Source organism: Bacillus sp. FSL K6-1338, from assembly GCF_038006965.1.
Classification (GTDB): Bacteria; Bacillota; Bacilli; order Bacillales; family Bacillaceae_G; genus Bacillus_A; species Bacillus_A thuringiensis_S.
On sequence record NZ_JBBOWI010000001.1, the window covers coordinates 4,088,124 to 4,109,570 of the forward strand.

The window sequence follows — 21,447 nt, forward strand, 5'->3', positions numbered from 1 at the left end:
TCTCCCCCTTCTAGACTATAATACACTAAAATATCTTGCCTCAGGGTGAGAAAATACCATAGCCGTTACGGACGCTTCTGGCTCCATCATGAATCCTTCTGTTAATGAAATACCTATTTCCTCTGGATGAATTAAGCGAAATAGCTTTTCTTGATCTGCAAGTTCTGGACACGCCGGATAACCAAATGACACGCGTATTCCTCTATATTTCGTACGGAAACGTTCTTCCATCGTCAGTTCAGGTGAGTCTGGAATGCCCCAGCGGTCACGAATGAGCATATGTGTTTTTTCAGCAAGTCCTTCTGCTAATTCAAGCGCTAACGATTGAATGGCATGACTACGTAAGTAATCACCTTTCGCCTTCCACTCTTCAGCAATGTCCCGAACTCCTTCCCCAACCGTAACAGATAAGAAAGCAACATAGTCCATCTCATCTCCAATTGGGCGCAAATAATCGCCTAAAGTACGATAGGGGGCCTTTCCTTGTCTAGGGAACGTGAAACGCTCTATAACACGCGTATGATCTTCTGGATCATATATTACAATGTTTTGTCCATCGCTTTGCGCTGGGAAAAATTGATACACTGCTTTTGGCTTTAACCAAGATTGTCCTTCTTGCAATAATTCATCTATTAAATCATTTAATTCATGCGCTCTCTTATCTCCCTCTTTCAAAAGCTTCTTCACATTTCCTTTTAATCCAAGGTGATGCCCAAGTAGCATTTGTCTATTTAAAAATGGAGCGAGATGAAGGGCGGGAATATCGCGTAATACAATTCGTTTTGTTGAATCAGGCACGATAACCTCAGCCTTTGGTAATGGCTCAATTACTGCTGGAATTTCTACTTTCTTCTCCTCTTTTTTTACGATATGAAGATGCCGTTCTTTCTTATCCTGTTTCATCTTCTCACGCTCTTCTTCTTTTTGAAGCTTATTAATAATATCGAGCCCCGTCATCGCATCACTCGCATAACAAACGAGCCCTTTATATGATGGTGAAATCCGATTATCTGTAAACTTTCTCGTTAATGCTGCACCACCTACAACAATGGGAACATCAATATTTGCAGCGTTTAAATCTTCAGCAGTCGTTACCATTTGTTGCGCTGATTTTACTAATAAACCTGAAAGTCCTATAATGTCCGGATTCTTTTCTTGTACTTCTTGAACAATTCGATCTGAACGTACATTAATTCCTAAATTAATAATCTCATATCCGTTATTCGCTAAAATAATTTCAACGAGATTTTTCCCAATATCATGCACGTCACCTTTTACAGTTGCTAATAATACTTTCCCTTTTTTCGCACTATCACTAGATTCCATATATGGCTCTAAATAACTTACAGCAGCTTTCATACTTTCGGCACTTTGCAATACTTCAGCAACAATAAGTTCATTATTATTAAATAGTCGTCCTACCTCGTCCATCCCTGTCATAAGCGGACCGTTAATAATATCAAGAGGTTTTCTTCCTTCTTCAAGTGCAAGACTTAAATCCTCGTGTAATCCTTGTTTCGTACCTTCTACAATATAATTTGCTAGTCTTTCATCAAGCGTTAACGTTTCTTGCACAACGACATCTTTCTTTTTAGCGACTCGGTAAAAGTTTGTAAATTCTTCTAACGTCTCTTTAGTCGTTTCAAACAGTAATGCATCTGCAAGGTGTTTTTCTTCCTCTGGAATCGACGCATAGCGTTCTAATTTTTCCGTATTAACAATCGCGTAATCTAATCCAGCCTTCGTAGCATGATATAAAAAGACGGAATTCAATACTTCACGTCCAGCTGGTGGTAAACCAAATGATATGTTACTTACACCTAAAATCGTTAAACACTCTGGTAACGCTTCTTTAATAAGACGAATTCCTTCTATAGTCGCTGCCGCTGAACCAATATATTCTTCATCACCTGTCCCTACTGGAAACACAAGTGCATCAAAAATAATATCTGACGGACGTATTCCATATTTCGTCGTTAATAATTCGTAACTTCTTTTTGCAATTTCTAATTTTCTTTCAGCACTTACTGCCATACCATCTTCATCGATTGTACCAACTACAATTGCAGCACCATACTTACGAAGAAGCGGTGTTACCTTTTCAAAACGCTCTTCTCCATCTTCTAAATTAATAGAGTTGATAACAGCTTTTCCTTGAATATAAGTAAGTGCTCTTGCCATAACATTTTCATCCGTTGAATCAATCATAATCGGTACTTTTAACACTTTCGTAACTTCTGTCAAAAATTTCTCCATATCTTCTATTTCATCACGATCAGGATCTGCCATACAAATATCAATAATATGAGCATTTTTCTTCACTTGCGCCCTTGCCACTTCAGCAGCCTCTTCAAATTTCCCTTCTGCTACTAACCGTTTAAATTTACGTGATCCAATAACATTCGTTCTTTCACCTACAAATAACGGTCTCATAGACTCATCGTATTGCAGTGCCTCCAATCCACTAATTCCATGTCCTTCTCTCTCATGATGGTCACGAGGCTTAAGAGATGCTAGCGCGGATTTCATTGCTTTTATATGTTCTGGTGTCGTGCCACAACAACCACCGATAATATTAACCCATCCTTCTTCAGCAAATCGCTTCACCTTTTCAGCAAGAGAAGATGGAGATTCATGGTAATGTCCATCTTCATCAGGAAGACCTGCATTTGGATAACAAGAAATGTAACACTCCGATAAATCAGATAGTGAACGAATATGGTCCCTCATAAACTCCGGACCAGTCGCACAGTTTAATCCAACAGATAATGGTTTCATATGTTCTACTGATAAATAAAAAGCTTCAATTGTTTGCCCAGCCAGAGTCGTTCCCATTGGCTCAATCGTTCCTGAAATCATAATAGGAACCGTTTTTTTCATTTCTTCAAAAGCAGCTTGAATTCCAATATAAGCTGCTTTCACGTTACGTATATCTTGACTCGTCTCAACGAGTAATACATCAACTTCTCCTTTTAACAATCCTCGTGCCTGCCTTGTATAAGCCTCAATCAATTCTTCAAAAGTCACACCACCTGTAACACTAATTGCTTTCGTTGTTGGTCCCATTGCTCCCGCAACATATACTTCCTTCCCGCTTTCTTTAACAGCTTGCTTCGCCAAAAGTGCTGCCTTTTCATTTAGTTCTTCATCTAAATGAGACAGCTCATAATCACTTAGTACAATATTCGTTGCCCCAAATGTATTTGTTTCAATAATATCCGCTCCAGCTTCAATATAAGCTTTATGAATTTTTAAAATAACGTCTGGTCTTGTTTCTACTAAATATTCATTACAGCCCTCGTACTCTTCTCCTCCGAAATCTTCAGCAGTTAAATCCTCTTGCTGAATCATTGTCCCCATTGCCCCATCTAATATTAAAATGCTATTCTGTAATTTTTCTTCTATACACTTCATCAATTAATACCTTCTTTCACTTCTTGCTTTTCTCTTACATATTTAACAAGATGTTCTGTAATTTCATACTTTAAAAATGGTGTAATAAGATAAATACCATTAAAATATTTCATCGCTATGTCGATTAATTCTTGCGAAATGCGAATCCCTTCCTCAATTGCTGCCTCTTTCGTTTCGTGTCCATCCATTCTCTCTCTTATTTCTTCAGGAAGAGTAATACCCGGCACCTCAAAATGAAGAAAATCTGCATTCCGCTTACTTACTAACGGCATAATTCCAATAAAAATAGGTTGTTCCAAATGCTTTGTCGCTTCATACACTTCTTCAATTAGCGCGATATCGTAAATTGGCTGAGTTAAAAAATACTCCGCTCCAGCATCTATTTTTCGTTCCATTCGCTTAACCGCTGCTTTTAAGTGCCTCACGTGAGGATTAAATGCGCCGCCTACAGAAAACCTTGTCGCCGGTCCAATTGATTTCCCTAAAATTGAACGTCCATCGTTCATTTCTTTAATCATTTTAATGAGCTCAATAGAGGATAAATCATATACAGAAGTTGCACCGGGAAAATCACCAACGCGCGCTGGATCACCAGTTAAAGCTAGCACTTCTTCCATCCCTAACGCCGATAAACCTAACAAATGAGATTGTAGTCCAATGACGTTATGATCTCTACACGTTAAATGTGTCAATACTGGGATATCATGCTTGGTTAATAACGCACCCATTGCCATATTCGAGATGCGAGGCGATGCTAATGAATTATCTGCTAGAGTAATAGCATCTGCTCCCGCTCTTTTTAACGCTCTTGCTCCTTCAAAAAAACGCTGTGTATCTAACGTTTTCGGTGGATCTAATTCCACTACAACTGTCGTTTGTTTTTTCGCTTTCTCTGCTAGAGTGACGTGAGCCTTCGAACGTTTCTCATGCGTATGAACGACTTTCGGCCTTTGAATCGTGTCTTTTTCTATTACAGGGGTAATATTCGCAACAGCGCGCTTCATACTTTGAATATGTTCTGGAGTCGTACCACAACAACCACCCAATAATCGAATACCTTGCTCAATAAATCTCGGTGTCATCGCTTCAAAATAAGCTGGGCTTCCCTCATATACATAACGTCCCTCCACATAATTCGGGAGACCTGCATTTGGGTATGCTGATAAATAGCCATTTTGCGGAATCGATATCATTTTGAAAGCTTCCGTCATATGAAGCGGCCCTAGTTGACAATTCAATCCAACAACATTTGCACCGCAATCTATAAGTTGCTTTAATATTTCATTGACATCATTTCCATTTTGAGTCGTACCTGCTTCATGTAACGCTAATTGAGCAACAATTGGAATATTCGTTTGCTTACGCAATACTTTAACGGCATGAAGTAATTCAAATTCATCGTAAAAAGTTTCTAATAGTAATCCATCAACCTGTTCTTCTAGTAAAGCCCCTGCCTGTTCAAGTAGCATAAACTCCCTTTCCATATCAGTCGTTGTAACGGCTCCGATGTGTTTCATACCACCAATTGTTCCTAAAATTGCATTTCTGTCTGTAACAGATGCTTTCGCCAGTTTTACTGCCGCTCTATTAATTTCTGTAACTTGATTTTCTAAACCATACATACGTAATTTCGTCTCATTTGCCCCATACGTATTCGTTTGAATTACATCTGCTCCAGCAGCTACATATTGTTTATGAATCGATATAATTAAGTCTGGATCAGATACATTCAATTCTTCAAAGCTACTTTGCAAACCATGTGAATGCAATAACGTCCCAACCGCACCATCACCTATTACAATTCCTTTTGATAATAAATCTAGTAATTTCACGAATCTCCCTCATTTCTATCAATATAAAAACCCCCTCTTCACTTTGAAGAGGGGGACATAATCGTTCCTCCTCTTATTATGCAAAACATTCGTTTTGCAGGTATTAGCACCGTTTCAAACATTTCGTTTGAAGGTTGCCGGGTTTCACAGGGCCTTTCCCTCCACCGCTCTCAATAAGAGTTGTCTTTATTATTTTATTTATGTAGCTAAAAGGAAATGCGTTCCCCTTTTAACAATGTTTGTTAATTTTTTAATAAATTTAGCATGCACAAAAGTAAAAGTCAATGATACTTGCGGAAAAATAAAAATTATTTAAAATAAACTTGCAATTCAATTATCTTTTGTTGTAAAGTTAAAAACATAATAAAAATTTCATACGAACATTCTTATCTAGAGAGGTAGAGGGACTGGCCCTATGACGCCTCAGCAACCATTAACAGTTTGTTAATAAGGTGCTAATTCCAGCAAATTGTGAAAGATTTGACAGATGAGAAGAAGACTCTATTCAAACCGAAAGCCTTCTTCTTAGAAGGCTTTTTTTATTTTATATTCACTTAATGTTTCAATTTAAAAAGGAGGAATTTTCACATGTCAACAATCGAAACGAAACTAGCACAAATCGGAAATCGCAGTGAAACTACAACAGGAACGGTTAATCCACCGGTTTATTTCTCAACCGCTTATCGTCACGAAGGAATTGGTAAATCTACTGGCTTTGACTATTCACGAACTGGCAATCCAACTCGCGGTCTTTTAGAACAGGCGATCGCAGACTTAGAATATGGCGAACAAGGTTATGCCTGTAGTTCAGGGATGGCGGCTGTTCTCCTCGTCCTTTCTCTATTCCACTCTGGAGACGAACTTATTGTATCTGAAGATTTATACGGAGGAACGTATCGATTATTTTCTGAGCACGAAAAAAAGTGGAATGTTCGATGTAGATACGTAAATACACAATCTATTAAACAAATTGAGCAAGCTATCACAACTGAAACGAAGGCTATTTTCATAGAAACTCCAACTAATCCATTAATGCAAGTTACTGATATTGCTGCTGTCGCAACTGTAGCGAAAAGGCACGGACTACTTCTTATTGTAGACAACACATTCTACACACCTTATATACAGCAACCATTAACAGAAGGTGCTGACATTGTACTCCATAGCGCAACGAAATATTTAGGGGGACATAACGATGTACTAAGCGGACTTGTCGTTGCAAAAGGAATGGAACTTTGCGAGGAAATCGCTCATTATCATAATGCATCAGGCGCGGTTTTAAGCCCATTTGACTCATGGTTATTAATTCGCGGTATGAAAACGTTAGCGCTTCGCATGAGACAACATGAAGAAAATGCGAAAGCAGTTGTTGCATATTTAAATGATGAAAACGGGGTGACAGATGTATTTTATCCAGGAAGAGGCGGCATGATTTCATTCCGCCTTAAAGATGAAGCTTGGATTAATCCATTCTTACAATCTTTATCCTTAATTACATTTGCAGAAAGTCTTGGTGGTGTAGAAAGTTTAATGACTTATCCAGCAACGCAAACACATGCTGATATTCCTGAAGATATTAGAACAGCAAACGGTGTATGCAATCGTCTTCTTCGATTCTCCGTTGGCATTGAAAATAGTAACGATTTAATTCAAGACTTAAAGCAAGCCATTAAACTCGTAAAAGAAGGTGTAAAAATATGAGCTATTCTATAGATACACTCTTACTACACAACCAATATAAACATGACTCACAAACGGGCGCTGTGAACGTTCCCATTTATAACACATCAACTTTTCACCAGTTTGATGTAGATACGTTCGGAAAATATGACTATAGCAGGTCAGGAAATCCAACTCGTGAAGCTCTTGAAGATATCATTGCTTTATTAGAAGGTGGAACAAAGGGATTCGCCTTTGCATCAGGCATTGCAGCGATTTCCACTGCATTCCTCCTTCTTTCACAAGGTGATCACGTACTCATTTCAGAAGATGTATACGGAGGCACTTACAGAGTGATAACTGAGGTACTCTCCCGTTACGGTGTTTCACATACATTTGTTGATATGACCAATTTAGAAGAAATAAAACAAAACATTAAACCAAATACAAAGCTCTTTTATGTAGAAACACCTTCTAACCCACTTTTAAAAGTGACAGATATCCGCGAAGTTTCTAAACTTGCAAAATCTATTGGCGCTCTTACTTTTGTTGATAATACTTTTTTGACACCACTATTCCAGAAACCACTTGAACTTGGAGCTGATGTCGTTCTTCATAGTGCTACAAAATTTATTGCTGGTCATAGTGATGTTACTGCCGGATTAGCAGTAGTAAAAGATGCAGAACTCGCTCAAAAGCTTGGATTTTTACAAAATGCATTCGGTGCTATTTTAGGGCCTCAAGATTGTTCTCTCGTACTTCGTGGCCTAAAAACATTGCATGTACGCCTCGAGCATTCAGCTAAAAATGCCAATAAAATTGCACATTATTTACAAGAGCACACTAAAGTACAAAATGTCTATTATCCTGGATTACAAACGCATCTCGGATTTGATATTCAACAATCTCAAGCAACATCAGCTGGAGCGGTCTTATCGTTTACTTTGCAGTCAGAAGATGCACTCCGCCAATTTTTGTCAAAAGTAAAATTACCCGTTTTTGCAGTTAGTTTAGGAGCGGTAGAGTCAATTCTTTCTTACCCAGCAAAAATGTCACATGCAGCACTGTCGCAAGAAGCTCGTGATGAAAGAGGGATCTCTAATTCATTACTTCGGTTATCAGTTGGCCTTGAAAATGTTGACGATTTAATATCCGATTTTGAAAATGCCCTTTCTTATGTAGAAGAACCTGTAAATGTATAGAATGAATAGAAGATATGAAATTAAGTTTTCATATCTTTTTTTATGCTGTCTACCATACTCGTTTTAGTGCTTTTCTGTCTATATAGTTCATTAAAAAATAAAATTTTTATCTATTTCCAAGTAATTTATTAATTGATATATTAAGAAATAAAAAAGGAGCAAAAATAATGGATACTTGTACAGATATTTTAATCGTTATCGATTTACAAAATGGAGTATGTTATAGCGGAGAGCATTTATTTGATTTACAGAACTTACTAACAAAAGTAAATCAAAGAATTTCTTCATACAGAAAATTAAATAAACCAATCCTTTTTGTTCAACATTGTGATGATGATTTAGTACCCGAGAAAGAAAATTGGGCTATTCATACCGATCTAGATGTTCAAGAACAAGATTTTTTTGTAAGAAAAACACATGCAAATTCATTTTATAAAACAAACTTAAAAGAAATTTTAGATCAATTATCTGTAAAGCGCATTGAATTTTGTGGTGCCCAAACAGAGTACTGTATGGATGCTACGATTAAGTTTGCCCACGGACTGGGATACGAAAACTTTATGGCACAGAAAACAACCTCTACGTTGAAGAATCCTTTTATGTCCGCAAAAGAGACGATTGATTTTTACGAGAACATATGGAATCACAGGTTTTTAACGTTGCTAAAAGATGAATTTTAGAATAAATGACTAATGACTTGATTATCCTAAGATTTATCAGCTGTAATCAAATATTTCGTTATCATCATAAAGAAGCGAATTACATTCAGCTTCTTTTCTTTTAAACTGTTTTATATTCTATATATATCATTACAATTCCTTTGTCATATTATTTTAAAAATTTTGTATATTCATTTGAAAGAATAAGAAAATCATGATAAAATTGTGTTACAAATATATCTATATCTTTCAATTTTTAAAACGCATCGAAATTTTCACCCAAAAATTTTATTTTACAAAAACGTGCTAATTTACCTATTTTATTTACATCAGGGTCTCTTTTCTTACAATTTCTTTACTTTAGGACTTTTTTTCTGCAACAACTATTTTCTTTTCTTTAAATTTTTGGTATGTATAGTATGGTATAATAGCTCACACGGAGGTGGAAAAGAACATGTTAGAAACCTTTCAAAAAGAATTAGAACTATATGAAAGTAATGCAGAATTATTAAAAGTACTAGCTCATCCTGTTCGTTTATGTATCGTAAAAGGATTAATTGAGCGCGGTCCAAGCAACGTTTCTACAATGTATACTGGCTTAAACATGCCACAATCTACAATTTCACAGCATTTAGCAAAATTAAAAAGCGCTAAAATCGTTTCTAGTGAAAGAAAAGGATTAGAAATTTATTACAAAGTAGAGAACGAAACAATAATTCAACTCGTTCGCGTATTATTAGGTTAGGGACTAATAATCGAAGAAAAAGAACGTATTCTATATTTTTCATCTCATATCTTTAATATAAATATATATCATGAGAGGAAATATATAATACTACATAAGTCGTATTAAAAAACAAGACACAGTATATACTGTGTCTTGTTTTTTTATATTGTTACATACTGCTCCAAATGCAAATGTTGCATATCTTTTGTATGTATAACAACATCAAACGCACTCCCTACTCCTCCATTCAAAATCATAGAACGAACTGCTCGATTTTTTTTTTGCGTTTCAGAAAAAGGATTCGTATCTTGATGGCTCGTAAGCTGTTCTAATATTCCTGCAGCTAACAAGAACTCAGATTGTTTCTTATGCCATACTGCACTCATTCCCTGCAGACTAAACATCTCAGTTAGCTCGTCCCAATGAATATGAGTAGTAAGATCCATTTCACCTGGATACGCTAGTGGGTTTCGTATTAGCTTATGCTGATAATACCCTCGCAAACTTCCTTCACGGTGTGCTGGATGCATCCATTCTTCTTTTGTGTATCCGTAATCAACTGTAATACATATACCTTTTTGAAACCATTTCGCAATTTCTTTTATATACTCCTCCATCACAATTGGTACTTCAAAACGTTGCCCTTCAGCAATATGAATATTATATTTCAATAAATATCGACCAATTCTTTTATCTAACGGCCTACATACTTCTGAAAGGTTTCCTTCCTCTGTATATGTAATACGTACTTCATACAACATACCATTTCTTTTCTCAATTATTTCAACAGGAAATGCATCAAACAACTCATTCGAAAAAAGAATTCCCTCGAAAGAATCTCCCATTTCACTATAGGAGGTATAGTACGATACATTAGAAAATGAGCCAAGTTGCTCCTGCTGTAATTTCCTATGAAAAGGGCTCACTTCAATCATTGAATAGTTTAAATCAATAAAGGTTTTCGGAGATAATTGCTTCCATTCTTGTAAAACATCATAGGCAAACTTTCCAGTTCCCCCACCAACCTCACAAATATTCGAAGCAACTTCACCATTTTCAACAAGACGAATAAAAAGTTTAGCAAAAGTTTTTGCAAAAACAGAGGATACATTGCTACTTGTAAAAAAATCCCCTTTTCTTCCAATCTTTTCACGTTCTTTCATATAATATCCATGACCTTCTGTATACAATACAAGGTTCATATACGTACTATATGAAATTGAATAATCCTTTTCTTTCCCCATCCATTCTCTTAAAATGAGCTCCATTCCCATAATGACTCCTTATTGTAAAAACGGATTATTTTCTTTTTCAAAGCCAATGCTTGTTTCTGGACCATGTCCACATAACACCGCTGTTTCATCTGGTAATACAAATAATTTCTCTTCAATACTTCCAATTAATTCAGCAAAACTTCCACCAGGCAAATCTGTTCTTCCAATGCTCATTTGGAACAATACATCTCCTGAGAATACAGCATTCGCCTCTTTACTATAATAAGAAATACTTCCTGGAGAATGTCCCGGCGTCTCAAAAATTTCAAAATTAAATGATCCAATTGTTAATGTACCTTCTGCATCAATAATATGATCCGCTGGTTTTGCTGTAATACTGCGGTTCATCATAAAAATTTGAGAGCCGTTTACAGTTGCATCTCCTAACCAATCTGCTTCTTCTTTATGTACGTATACAGGAATATAAAAAGCGTCTCTTACCGCATCAACAGCACCGATATGATCAAAGTGAGCATGTGTTAATAAAACCGCCAATGGTTTTAATTGTTCTTCTTGTAAATATGTAACGAGCTTTTCACCTTCATGACCAGGGTCAAAGATAATGCACTCTTTTTGATCGTTCATTAAAATATAAGCATTGGTTTGCAATGGGCCTAACGGCATTTGTATCCATTTCATATGAAATCTCCTCCAGTTATTAAACTTACTTTTAATGATACAACATTTCTTTCTCTGAGGAAAAGAAAGGATGCTATCTCGACAATCATTTTTAAAACATGTACAATATAAAAGAGTAAATATTCCAAAAACTCATAATAAGAAATGGGTAGACAGAGGAGGATATTGTATGGGCCTTGTTATTATTTTTACACTTGTCACTCTGTTAGCTGTATTTGCTACGCTTAGAACACTTCGTGAAAAAAACTTTTTCGCGAGCGGCTTTGCAATTGCAACTGTACTCGTTTTCGGATGGTTTACGATCATGACTGTTCTATATAACGGGTATCCACCAGCAGCTTAATTCGTTTACACTTTATTCTTCATCGAGATTTCACACAAAAAGAGGAAGGGTTCCCCCTTCCTCTTTTCATATTTCACATCTTATATCATCTTCGCTTCGTATTTGTGCTTTTTTACAAGCCAAGCTCCTCCGATAACACCTGCATCATTACCAAGTGTTGCAATAGCTAACTTCGTGCTCTTTACAGCACGTGAGAAAGCGTATTGCTCGAAATAGCGTTGAATTGGTTCTAATAGCGCATCTCCAGCTTTAGACACGCCTCCACCAATAACAATTTTCTCTGGGTTCAACGTACTAGAAAGGTTCGCTACAGCTAATCCTAAATAAGAAGCTACTTTTTCTACTACTTCGCCTGCTAATTCATCACCTTGTCCAAGTGCTTCAAAGACATCTTTTGATGTAATACGTCCTTCTTCAGCTAACATAGAACGCAACATGCTTTCTTTATTAGTCTCTTGTATTTTTTGCATAGCAACACGTACAATACCTGTTGCAGATGCTACTGTTTCTAAGCAACCAGACTTCCCGCAATTACATGGGAAAGCATTTTCTGTAACTACTGTAATATGTCCAATCTCACCAGCAGCACCACTCACGCCGTGTACAATCTCACCATTGGCGATTACACCACCACCAACGCCCGTACCAAGTGTCATGCAGATTAAATCTTTTGCACCTTCACCAGCACCTTTCCACATTTCACCAAGCGCTGCTAAGTTTGCATCATTATCAATAACAACAGGTAATCCTGTTTCTACTTCTAATAAATCTTTTAGCGGATAGTTTTTCCACCCTAAATTAACCGCTTCATAAATCATTCCAGATGCCACATGTACAGGGCCAGGAGCTCCCATACCAATACCAATTAACTTGCTCTTCAATTCGCCTAATTCTTCTAGCTTTTTATCAATTGCTTTCGCAACATCAAGTGTAATATGTTTTCCTTGCTCACCTGTATTCGTAGGGATTTCCCACTTATGTAAAATTTCACCGTATACATTAATAAATGCTAATTTAATCGTTGTACCACCAAGGTCAACACCAACTAACCATTTCTCTTCCATGTTGCTTACCTACCTTTATCTAATTCTTATTTAGCTCTTTTTGAATTTCTTGCTTCAATAAAAATAAAGCTGTTTGATAGTCTTGTGGATCGATTAGCTGTGATTGATTTAATTCACGCAATTCATCTTGCATTAATTGTAAATCTGCAATTCGATCTCCCGTATAAATAATCGTACCAAATTTCTTTAGCAATTGCTGAATATCATAAATAGATACCATTTCATCACCCTCTATGCTCGCTTACTATAAAAAATTATAATAAGAAAACGTTCACATATTTTATTATAATCAAGAAGAAAAAGTCTCGTCAATTTTTATTTGTCTAGACAAGCTCATTTATGAGCATTGTTCCTTTTTCTGTAATAATTTTTTCTATATTTTTATCAAATGGCTCTACCGGAATGTGTTTTACCATTTGAAAACCATACGCTAATGATAGCGTTTTCCCTTTATAATGCACGAGATAACGATCATAATAGCCACCGCCGTACCCAATTCGCTCTCCTCGTTCTGTATAAGCTACGCCCGGCACAATTTGAAGATCAATTCCATCCACATTCACTTCTTCCGTAAGCCCGGGAATCGGTTCGCGTAAATTCATATACACCGTTTCTAATTGATCAAAATTATTAATTTGCCGGAAGGACATCGTTCTTGTTCCTTTATTACACTTAGGAACTACAACTTTCTTTCCTTCTTCCCAAGCTTTTTCAATAATAGGATATGTATTCACTTCATTTTCCATTGAAAGAGTAATTCCAATTGTTTTAGCTTCAACCCACTCTTTTTGCGCATACAGCAAAAATGCAATCTGTTCTGATAAAGTTGTATACTGTTCTTCTGATAAAGAATTCATGTGTTCTATTATTTGTTTACGCAAACGCACTTTCTCTTCTTTCACACATTTCCCCCCTACAGTGACACTTTTCTCTATGATGATAGTGTATCACTTTTAACATAGGAATCGAATAAAAAAAGAAACAGTAGGAAAATATTCCTACTGCTTACTTTGTTTCACGGTGTAACGTAGACTTCTTGTCACGCTTGCAATACTTTTTAAGCTCGATACGCTCAGCGTTGTTACGTTTATTTTTCTTTGAGATATAGTTACGATCTCCGCATTCTGTACATGCTAGAGTAATATTCACACGCATTCTTATTTCCCTCCAGTACTAATAACTTAAATCAGACTATACTATAATACCACTTTTAAAATAAAAATTCTACACCTTTTGATATTGTCTAATTTTTTCTATAAGATTTTTCATGTTTTCCCTTGCTATTACTGGGTTTCTAGCATGTGAATACACTAAAAATTTTGGTTGTTTTGTGTCAGAAACGATATAAGACCACTCTTTTTCAGTATATTTGAACTGTACTCCTTCAAATATACCTTCTCCCTTCCTTTCTATATCATCCAATAATCTCCTCATAATTTCCCCTTTTTCATTCCATGAACATACCACTTCATCATAAAGTAAATAGAGCGGCGGTGATTGCTCTACTATGCTGAGAAACGTTTTTCCTTGCAATGCTATTAGCTCGAATAATTTTCCAATTCGATATAAAATATCTCGCTTCCACCTTACTTGAAACGACTTTCTTTCATCCTGCGTATAAAATAGAAGATAACATTCTCCTAACTTCAAAGACATCGGGTAAATATTTCCTGTCGATTCGAGTAAGAAATCCGGAATATCTACCTCTTCCAAATCTGTACCCTGGTAAATATTACTATGTTTATCGTATAACTCGAAATGATTTCCTTGCTCAGAAAACATAAGAGCCATATTCGCTTTACTTGATTTCATCAAAGCTTTCACATGATCTTTTTGTTCGCTTGCATAAATCCATGTAACTGTACAACCAAGTCTTTGCAGAAAGAGCATAAGTAAATGTTGCAACGTATCATTTCTCTTATTAATAAGAAGATGAAACTTCTGCATCTGTATTTTCTCGATATCAATATGCTCCAATATAACTTCTATATACTCATTCATAGAAACATGAACCAGCTCATTACGCCCCATTTCTTTCTCATGTACGTAATAAAACAATTCGGACATATATACTTGTTCTATCTCTTTTTGCTGCTTATACGTTAACGGCATGCCAGCTTGACTGTATAACTTTATAACAATCTCATTCTCATTCTCCACTTGAATGAAAACACCACCTGCACATTGCAAATGATGAACACTATATTGAAAAAGTGACTCGTTCATTTCTTTACATTCCATCGTATGAATCCCTATACCATGAATAGCATGTAAAAATAAATTTTTATAAGAGGTTGTTTCTATATTTTCTTGACTTCCAATTAATATACTCTCTCCTTTTGTAAAAAGAGATCCATACGCCATCGCAATCTTCACGATAAACTGGGGAGTAATTTCAACATTCCCTCTTCCTACAATGCGGCTTTTTTGTAACCAACCTGCACTCATTTCACTCTCTTGAATACCAGCTGCTCCTACTATCGAATGACTATCAATGGCCTTATAAGGCCATAGTTTTCCTTTTTGCTTAATTACCGTGCTTCTCCCAATATGACAGTGATCTGCTACAACGCTTTTTTGAAACAGTGTAACGTCATCTTCAACTATTGTACGCTCTCCTATTGTCGTTTCTAATAGTTCACAATACTTCCCAATGTGGGCATTTGCAAAAACAATACTTTTTTGAAGATGAGAATAATTTGAAACGATACTATTTTTCCCAATAATAGAATATGGCTCAATTACAGCTCCTGTACCAATCTTTGCTCCTTCTCCAATAAAAGAGGGGCCATGAATTTTCGTCCCTTTGCCAATCGTCACCCCTTCTCCCATCCATACCATCGGTAATACTTCCGTATAAGGAATAGGTACTTGTAACTTTTTCGTTAACAAATCAAATTGTGCTTGTCGATATTGATTAAATGTGCCGATATCTAACCAATAACCTTCTGACAAATATGCGAATAACACATTTTTATTTGCCAATAACGGAAACACATCATGACTAAAATCAAAAAATTGCCTAGGCGGTATGTAAGAAAAGATTTCTGGCTCCATAATATATATGCCTGTATTCACAACATTAGAGACTACCTCATTCCAGCCCGGCTTTTCTATATATCGTGTAACCTCCTGGTCTTTATTCATTACAACCAATCCAAATGAGAGTGGATTTTCTACTTCTTTCACAAACATTGTTACTATTCTTTTCTTTTGTTCATGAAACCTAATTCCTTCTGATAATTGAAAGTCAGTTAATGCATCCCCACTTATCACAACAAATGTTTCATCTAAAAATTGTTCTGCTTGTTTAATACTCCCTGCTGTACCAAGCGGAGGAGAGTCTTCAAAATAATACAAGTTAACTCCCCATTTACTACCATCACCAAAATATTGCTTAATGGTCGTACTCATATATTGAACAGTAATTGCAATTTCACGAATACCATGCTGGCGTAATAACTCAATATTGTATTCTAAAACTGGTTTTTCTAATAATGGTAACATCGGCTTTGGAGTATTACATGTTAATGGTCTAAGGCGTCTTCCTTTTCCTCCAGCTAAAATAACCCCCTTCATATACTTCAGCCTCCACTTATATAATGTTCAGTAGCTCCATATACCATATGTATATTCTCTATCCCACATGAACTAGCAGCATAAACTTGATTAGTTAAACGAATCCTCATTTAAAAGACCCTATAATTAAATGTCCCACCTATAAAAACGTACGGTTCAAACTCAAAGAAAGCGCTTACTATTAATTGATAAATAATACTTATTAACGAACAACATATATACTAATTTTCCCATTACATTATGATACATCTTATCATCATAAACTAAAGGAAACAACGAGCTTTTTTTGTCATGTTTTGACTAAAAAAAGCAGGTGATTTCTCATCACCTGCTTTAATTCCTACTCATTCAATAAATAATGCTTTCCTTTTACTAAATAAAAGACATTTTCAGCAATATTTGTAATATGATCTGCTACACGCTCAATATATCTCGCCACAAATGATAATTGTGTAATTTGCGTAATTGCTTCTGGTTGTTCCGGAACTGAAGATATAAACTCACGAATTGATTTTCCATATATTTCATCAACAGAATCATCCATTTCAGCGATTTGTTTCGCAAAAGTTAAATTTTCTTGTTCATATGCTTCTAACGCTAAATGCAACATTTCATTTGCAATCGCAAACATTTCATCCAGGTTGTGCAAACTAACAGCCACTTCTTTTTCCCCAAGACGAATTGTAGCCTTTGCAATATTAACAGCATGATCTGCAATACGCTCTAAATCTGTCGCTGTTTTAATTGAAATAAAAATCCTTCTTAAGTCACTTGCTACAGGTTGCTGCTTCGTAATAAGCATAAGTGCAAGATCGTTTATTTCCTCTTCTAAATTATCCATGCGGTAATCACCATCAATGACCTCTAACGCTTTCTCTACATCCCTTGTATGCAGACCTTCCATAGCAATCAATAAAGCCGCATTTGCTAATTCTCCAAGCTCGATTACCTTTTGCTGTAACACTTTTAAATCACCTTGAAACTGTTCTCTTACCATTTTTTCTTCCCCCTCAATATTATGTGCCATTATATATAAAGTGAAACTTTAATCAACCCTCATCAATCGGGCTTTTACAGGCGGCCCGCCATCTAACTTCTTTGCTTTTGTTGAATTTTGAAATCCGGTCTTACTGCCCGCAAATAGCGGGATAAATCTCCTACATAGCCTCTTACGCTTGTAATAAAACTTAAAATAAGGGAAGTATTACTTCCCTATTAAAGTGAGATAAAAATAAGAAATGCCCTCTGTTAAGAGGGCATTTTCTCTTAGCTTTGCGACGATATCAGCCAAAGCGACCTGTAATATAATCTTCTGTACGCTTATCTGAAGGAGTCGTAAATAATTTGTTTGTATCTGTATACTCCACAACTTCCCCGCTTAAGAAGAAAGCAGTTTTGTCTGAAATACGCGCTGCTTGTTGCATATTATGCGTTACGATAACAATACTAAAGTCTTTCTTTAACTCTTGAATTAATTCTTCTACTTTTAATGTTGAAATTGGATCTAATGCCGATGTTGGCTCATCCATTAAAATAACGTCTGGCTCAATAGCTAAGCAGCGTGCGATGCATAGACGCTGTTGCTGTCCACCAGATAAACCGTATGCATTATCGTGCAAACGATCTTTTAATTCATCCCAAATCGCTGCTCCACGTAAACTTTTTTCAACAATTTCATCTAATGTCTTTTTGTCACGAATACCATGGATTTTTGGACCGTATGCTACATTCTCATAAATAGATTTTGGAAATGGATTTGGCTTTTGGAACACCATTCCTACATGTGTTCTTAATTCTTCAACTGGATATGATTTATCAAATATATTGCGTTCTCTATATTCAATTACACCTGTAGTTCGAACGATCGGTACTAACTCTACCATGCGATTTAACGTTTTTAAGTACGTTGATTTACCACAGCCACTTGGACCGATAATGGCTGTAACTTCATTCTCATGAATACTTAAATTAATATCTTTTAAAGCATGGTCTTCCCCGTACCATAAATTTAAGTTTTTCGTATCAAATACTACTTTCTTTGGCGCAGTCTCGATTTTCTCTTCGTTTTTCACCTGTACATTTACTACTGTTGCTACCATTTGAATTCCCCTTTCATCCACTTCCAACTTATTTTCGATTTCGTAACCATAAAACAAATATATTGATAAATAGCAACAAACCTAACAAAACAATCATCCCAGCTGCTGCTACATACTGAAATTCTTCTTGTGGCCTACTCATCCAATTAAAAATTTGGATTGGTAAAACTGTAAATCTATCAAACATACTAAATGGAACATAATTCGCAAACGCAAGTGCCCCGATCACTAATAGTGGTGCTGCTTCTCCAATTGCTCTTGATATCGCTAACGTACAGCCCGTTATAATCCCTGGAAAAGCATATGGCAATACAATTTGATACATCGTTTGCCACTTCGTAGCACCTAATCCGTAAGAACCCTCTAATAATACACTTGGTACTGATCGGATTGCTTCTTGACTCGCCACAACAACTGTTGGTAAGACGAGTAAACTCATCGTCAGTGCTGCTGCAACTATACTCTCTCCTAAATGAAGAGCATATACAAAAATAGTTAAACCAAGCAATCCAAATACAACGGATGGTACTCCTGCTAACGTTTGATTATTAATCTCTACTATTTTTTTAAATAGAGATTCCTTCGCATATTGCTCTAAATAAAGAGCTGTTCCAACTCCAAATATAAAAGAAACAGGTATAACAATACTCATAAATAATATTGTCCCTGACAAAGCTGCAGCAATACCAGCTTCTTTCGGATTACGTGAAGCGAAATTTGTAAAGAAATCTATTGAAAGATAACTTATGCCTTTTTCAACAATTTGAAACAGTAACACAGACAAAATTACGATTGAAAATAAAATTGCTATATAAAATAACAATTTGTAAATTCGATCTTTTAAAAAGCGTGATGCCATGTTTTTTTGTATTTTATTATGATTCAACATTCGCATATTATGTCATCCTCCTAAAACGGCGCATAATAGACTGCGAAATGATGTTCATAATAAAAGTAAACATAAATAAAGTTGCACCTACAGCATACATGCTGTAATACGTAACCGTTCCATGCGGAGCATCACCTAAACTTACTTGCACAATATAGGCTGTTAACGTTTGAATAGAATGTGTCGGATCAAGCGATACATTTGGTGTGGATCCTGCTGCAATTACAACGATCATCGTTTCACCAATTGCACGAGAAGCCGCTAATATAATTGCTGCCATAATCCCTGTAAAAGCGGACGGAAACACCACTTGTTTTACCATTTCAAACCGCGTCGCTCCGAGTGCTAATGAAGCTTCTTTCGTCCCTTTCGCCACAGATCTCATCGCGTCTTCAGATAGAGATGCAACTGTAGGCATCATCATAAATCCGATAACGATTCCTGGACTAATCGCATTAAAAAACTGTAAATCTGGTATAATCCTTTGTAAAAGCGGTGTAACAATTGTTAATGCAAAAAAACCGTATACAATTGTCGGGATACCTGCTAATAGCTCTAACATCGGCTTTAATATTTTCCGTGCACTATTTGAAGCATATTCGCTTAAAAATACAGCACACGCTAAACCGATAGGAATTGCCACAAACATAGCAAGCGCTGTTACAAGGAACGTTCCACATATAAGTGGTACTATACCAAATTTAGGATCTTCAAAAAATGGTAACCATTCTTTCTCCGTCAAAAAGGAGTATAGTGATATTTTTTGAAAAAACATGATTGTTTCATTAGAGAGCGTAAAAACAATTCCAAGTGTCGTCACAATAGAAACGCTAGCAATTATTTTTAGTAATAAAGGTACTATTCGATTGATTCGCTGCGTTTTTTTTCTTTGCTTTTTATTTCTTTCAATCAAATGTTGTACAGAAAATGTAATTTGATTTTTGTCATTATGAGCCAAAGATGAAAACCCCTTTCCACCCTGACATTACCTTTTTATTTCTGTTAACATACGCAGCTGTTCATTGTATTTTTCTTTTCGCAATTTTACATAACCGACCTCTTCAGCGAGGTTACCAACATGCTGAATCATAAACTCAACATAGTTTGCTACATTCATTTTATTTCGGATAGATGCATTATTCACATAAGTAAGTAGCGGCCTAGATAACGGCTTATATTTACCTGATTGAATGGTCTCTTTCGTCGGAAATACACCATTTACTTTTATTGCTTTCACCTTATCTCGATTAGCCATATAATAAGCATATCCTACAAAAGCAATGGCATGTTTATCATTCATTACCCCTTGCATAATAACTTGATCGTCTTCAGACAAAGAGACTTTTTTTACAATGCGATGATTTTGTAAGATGACATTTTGAAAATAATCATACGTACCAGAGTCTACGCCTGGTGCATAAAAGTTCACTTGTTCACGTGGCCATGTTGAATGAATTTGTGACCATCGCTTCTCACTTCCATCTTCACTCCACAGTAGACGTAACTCGTCTACTGACATATCGTCTACCCATGTATTGTGCCAATTCACAACAATTGTAAGACCATCGTTAGCCACCTCAAAAGGTGTGAATTGAATAGAATTTTTCTTCATTTCATTTTTCTCGACTTGTTTCATTACTCTCGAAGCATTATTTATATCTACTTCTCCTTTACCGAAACGATTAAATCCTCCCCCAGTTCCAGAAATACTGATGGAAATTTTCACGTCTGGATGCACCTTTGTATATTCCTCCGCTACTGCTTCTATAATAGGAAAAACCGTTGAGGATCCATCAACTCTCACTTCTCCCGTATTATTTAAAGCAAATGCAGTAGACATTTCAAAACAGAGGAACCATATTGATAGTACGAAAATTTTAATCGGTGTACGCATCCATTTCACGTGTTCTTCCTCCTAGAAGTAACCGGAAATAACAGGATTACAGATATAAGAATACTGCTAAACTATTAATTCGGTTTTAATTGTTTGTAAAAGTTTTGTAAAGTTCCACAAAGATCAACATACGATACAATTTTAATCAGTAGTAGCTATTCATTTTCTCTGAT

The 21,447-nt window shown here is 36.0% G+C and carries 19 protein-coding genes and 2 riboswitches; of the genes, 5 read left to right on the forward strand and 14 right to left on the reverse strand.

Annotation, left to right across the window (positions count from 1 at the left end; translation table 11 throughout):
• Positions 1-15: 15 nt before the first annotated feature.
• Both metH and NZ044_RS20955 read right to left on the reverse strand, forming a co-directional pair.
• On the reverse strand, positions 16-3,414 hold the full coding sequence (gene metH / locus NZ044_RS20950; protein ID WP_098505675.1) for a methionine synthase: 3,399 nt from the start codon (positions 3,412-3,414) through the stop codon (positions 16-18).
• Positions 3,414-5,246, reverse strand: a complete 1,833-nt coding sequence (locus NZ044_RS20955) for a bifunctional homocysteine S-methyltransferase/methylenetetrahydrofolate reductase (protein WP_000770367.1) — start codon at positions 5,244-5,246, stop codon at positions 3,414-3,416. The genes metH and NZ044_RS20955 overlap by 1 nt, the downstream gene beginning before the upstream one ends.
• Positions 5,247-5,316: 70 nt before the next feature.
• A riboswitch (SAM riboswitch) is annotated at positions 5,317-5,426 on the reverse strand.
• 203 nt (positions 5,427-5,629) lie between these two features.
• A riboswitch (SAM riboswitch) is annotated at positions 5,630-5,740 on the forward strand.
• Positions 5,741-5,834: 94 nt separating this feature from the next.
• On the opposite strand from NZ044_RS20955, the gene metI reads away from it, so the two are divergent.
• From metI to NZ044_RS20975, 4 genes are all read left to right on the forward strand, one after another.
• Positions 5,835-6,947, forward strand: coding sequence for a cystathionine gamma-synthase/O-acetylhomoserine thiolyase (gene metI, locus NZ044_RS20960; RefSeq protein WP_000103880.1), 1,113 nt, complete (start codon positions 5,835-5,837; stop codon positions 6,945-6,947).
• The gene (gene metC, locus NZ044_RS20965) at positions 6,944-8,107 is read left to right on the forward strand and encodes a cystathionine beta-lyase (RefSeq protein ID WP_000122298.1); all 1,164 of its coding nucleotides are present in this window, start codon (positions 6,944-6,946) and stop codon (positions 8,105-8,107) included. Before metI ends, metC begins: the two co-directional genes overlap by 4 nt.
• Positions 8,108-8,274: 167 nt before the next feature.
• On the forward strand, positions 8,275-8,787 hold the full coding sequence (locus NZ044_RS20970) for a cysteine hydrolase family protein (protein WP_000379186.1): 513 nt from the start codon (positions 8,275-8,277) through the stop codon (positions 8,785-8,787).
• A gap of 433 nt (positions 8,788-9,220) precedes the next feature.
• Positions 9,221-9,511 (forward strand): ArsR/SmtB family transcription factor, encoded by a 291-nt coding sequence (locus tag NZ044_RS20975; protein ID WP_000894377.1) that lies wholly within the window; start codon positions 9,221-9,223, stop codon positions 9,509-9,511.
• A 143-nt stretch (positions 9,512-9,654) separates the two neighbouring features.
• Here the strand turns inward: NZ044_RS20975 and NZ044_RS20980 are convergent, their stop codons facing one another.
• Positions 9,655-10,767 carry a class I SAM-dependent methyltransferase gene (locus NZ044_RS20980; protein ID WP_000525134.1) on the reverse strand — a complete coding sequence of 371 codons (1,113 nt, stop codon included), beginning with the start codon at positions 10,765-10,767 and terminating at the stop codon, positions 9,655-9,657.
• A 9-nt stretch (positions 10,768-10,776) separates the two neighbouring features.
• Positions 10,777-11,406: an MBL fold metallo-hydrolase gene (locus NZ044_RS20985; RefSeq protein ID WP_000871230.1), complete on the reverse strand. Its 630-nt coding sequence runs from the start codon at positions 11,404-11,406 to the stop codon at positions 10,777-10,779.
• A gap of 169 nt (positions 11,407-11,575) precedes the next feature.
• Between NZ044_RS20985 and NZ044_RS20990 the strand changes: the two genes are divergently transcribed.
• Entirely contained in the window at positions 11,576-11,749 is a 174-nt protein-coding gene (locus tag NZ044_RS20990) for a DUF2759 domain-containing protein (RefSeq protein ID WP_000524852.1), read from the forward strand.
• 80 nt (positions 11,750-11,829) lie between these two features.
• On the opposite strand, the gene glcK is transcribed toward NZ044_RS20990, so the two are convergent.
• The 10 genes from glcK to NZ044_RS21040 all read right to left on the reverse strand — a co-directional run bounded on the left by glcK (position 11,830) and on the right by NZ044_RS21040 (position 21,283).
• On the reverse strand, positions 11,830-12,813 hold the full coding sequence (gene glcK, locus NZ044_RS20995; RefSeq protein ID WP_000391701.1) for a glucokinase: 984 nt from the start codon (positions 12,811-12,813) through the stop codon (positions 11,830-11,832).
• Positions 12,814-12,832: 19 nt separating this feature from the next.
• On the reverse strand, positions 12,833-13,033 hold the full coding sequence (locus NZ044_RS21000; RefSeq protein WP_000253699.1) for a YqgQ family protein: 201 nt from the start codon (positions 13,031-13,033) through the stop codon (positions 12,833-12,835).
• A gap of 103 nt (positions 13,034-13,136) precedes the next feature.
• Positions 13,137-13,715 carry a 5-formyltetrahydrofolate cyclo-ligase gene (locus NZ044_RS21005; RefSeq protein WP_000656859.1) on the reverse strand — a complete coding sequence of 193 codons (579 nt, stop codon included), beginning with the start codon at positions 13,713-13,715 and terminating at the stop codon, positions 13,137-13,139.
• A gap of 103 nt (positions 13,716-13,818) precedes the next feature.
• Entirely contained in the window at positions 13,819-13,968 is a 150-nt protein-coding gene (gene rpmG / locus NZ044_RS21010) for a 50S ribosomal protein L33 (protein ID WP_001265616.1), read from the reverse strand.
• A 69-nt stretch (positions 13,969-14,037) separates the two neighbouring features.
• Positions 14,038-16,392, reverse strand: a complete 2,355-nt coding sequence (locus NZ044_RS21015) for a sugar phosphate nucleotidyltransferase (RefSeq protein ID WP_118961578.1) — start codon at positions 16,390-16,392, stop codon at positions 14,038-14,040.
• A 340-nt stretch (positions 16,393-16,732) separates the two neighbouring features.
• Complete coding sequence (gene phoU / locus NZ044_RS21020; protein WP_000251245.1) at positions 16,733-17,389, reverse strand: phosphate signaling complex protein PhoU; 657 nt, start codon at positions 17,387-17,389, stop codon at positions 16,733-16,735.
• A gap of 286 nt (positions 17,390-17,675) precedes the next feature.
• Complete coding sequence (gene pstB / locus NZ044_RS21025) at positions 17,676-18,491, reverse strand: phosphate ABC transporter ATP-binding protein (RefSeq protein WP_000226681.1); 816 nt, start codon at positions 18,489-18,491, stop codon at positions 17,676-17,678.
• A 28-nt stretch (positions 18,492-18,519) separates the two neighbouring features.
• Entirely contained in the window at positions 18,520-19,386 is an 867-nt protein-coding gene (gene pstA, locus NZ044_RS21030) for a phosphate ABC transporter permease PstA (RefSeq protein WP_001242568.1), read from the reverse strand.
• 1 nt (position 19,387) lies between these two features.
• The gene (pstC, locus tag NZ044_RS21035) at positions 19,388-20,338 is read right to left on the reverse strand and encodes a phosphate ABC transporter permease subunit PstC (protein ID WP_000940890.1); all 951 of its coding nucleotides are present in this window, start codon (positions 20,336-20,338) and stop codon (positions 19,388-19,390) included.
• A gap of 27 nt (positions 20,339-20,365) precedes the next feature.
• Positions 20,366-21,283 (reverse strand): PstS family phosphate ABC transporter substrate-binding protein, encoded by a 918-nt coding sequence (locus tag NZ044_RS21040; RefSeq protein ID WP_000871825.1) that lies wholly within the window; start codon positions 21,281-21,283, stop codon positions 20,366-20,368.
• Between the last annotated feature and the right edge of the window lie 164 nt (positions 21,284-21,447).

Coding starts and splice junctions, on each gene's coding strand:
- metI (WP_000103880.1), top strand. CDS start 5,835: ATGTCAACAATCGAAACGAAACTAGCACAAATCGGAAATCGCAGTGAA.
- NZ044_RS20980 (WP_000525134.1), bottom strand. CDS start 10,767: ATGGGAATGGAGCTCATTTTAAGAGAATGGATGGGGAAAGAAAAGGAT.
- metC (WP_000122298.1), top strand. CDS start 6,944: ATGAGCTATTCTATAGATACACTCTTACTACACAACCAATATAAACAT.
- NZ044_RS20990 (WP_000524852.1), top strand. CDS start 11,576: ATGGGCCTTGTTATTATTTTTACACTTGTCACTCTGTTAGCTGTATTT.
- NZ044_RS20985 (WP_000871230.1), bottom strand. CDS start 11,406: ATGAAATGGATACAAATGCCGTTAGGCCCATTGCAAACCAATGCTTAT.
- phoU (WP_000251245.1), bottom strand. CDS start 17,389: ATGGTAAGAGAACAGTTTCAAGGTGATTTAAAAGTGTTACAGCAAAAG.
- NZ044_RS20975 (WP_000894377.1), top strand. CDS start 9,221: ATGTTAGAAACCTTTCAAAAAGAATTAGAACTATATGAAAGTAATGCA.
- glcK (WP_000391701.1), bottom strand. CDS start 12,813: ATGGAAGAGAAATGGTTAGTTGGTGTTGACCTTGGTGGTACAACGATT.
- metH (WP_098505675.1), bottom strand. CDS start 3,414: ATGAAGTGTATAGAAGAAAAATTACAGAATAGCATTTTAATATTAGAT.
- rpmG (WP_001265616.1), bottom strand. CDS start 13,968: ATGCGTGTGAATATTACTCTAGCATGTACAGAATGCGGAGATCGTAAC.
- NZ044_RS21015 (WP_118961578.1), bottom strand. CDS start 16,392: ATGAAGGGGGTTATTTTAGCTGGAGGAAAAGGAAGACGCCTTAGACCA.
- NZ044_RS21000 (WP_000253699.1), bottom strand. CDS start 13,033: ATGGTATCTATTTATGATATTCAGCAATTGCTAAAGAAATTTGGTACG.
- pstB (WP_000226681.1), bottom strand. CDS start 18,491: ATGGTAGCAACAGTAGTAAATGTACAGGTGAAAAACGAAGAGAAAATC.
- NZ044_RS20970 (WP_000379186.1), top strand. CDS start 8,275: ATGGATACTTGTACAGATATTTTAATCGTTATCGATTTACAAAATGGA.
- pstA (WP_001242568.1), bottom strand. CDS start 19,386: ATGCGAATGTTGAATCATAATAAAATACAAAAAAACATGGCATCACGC.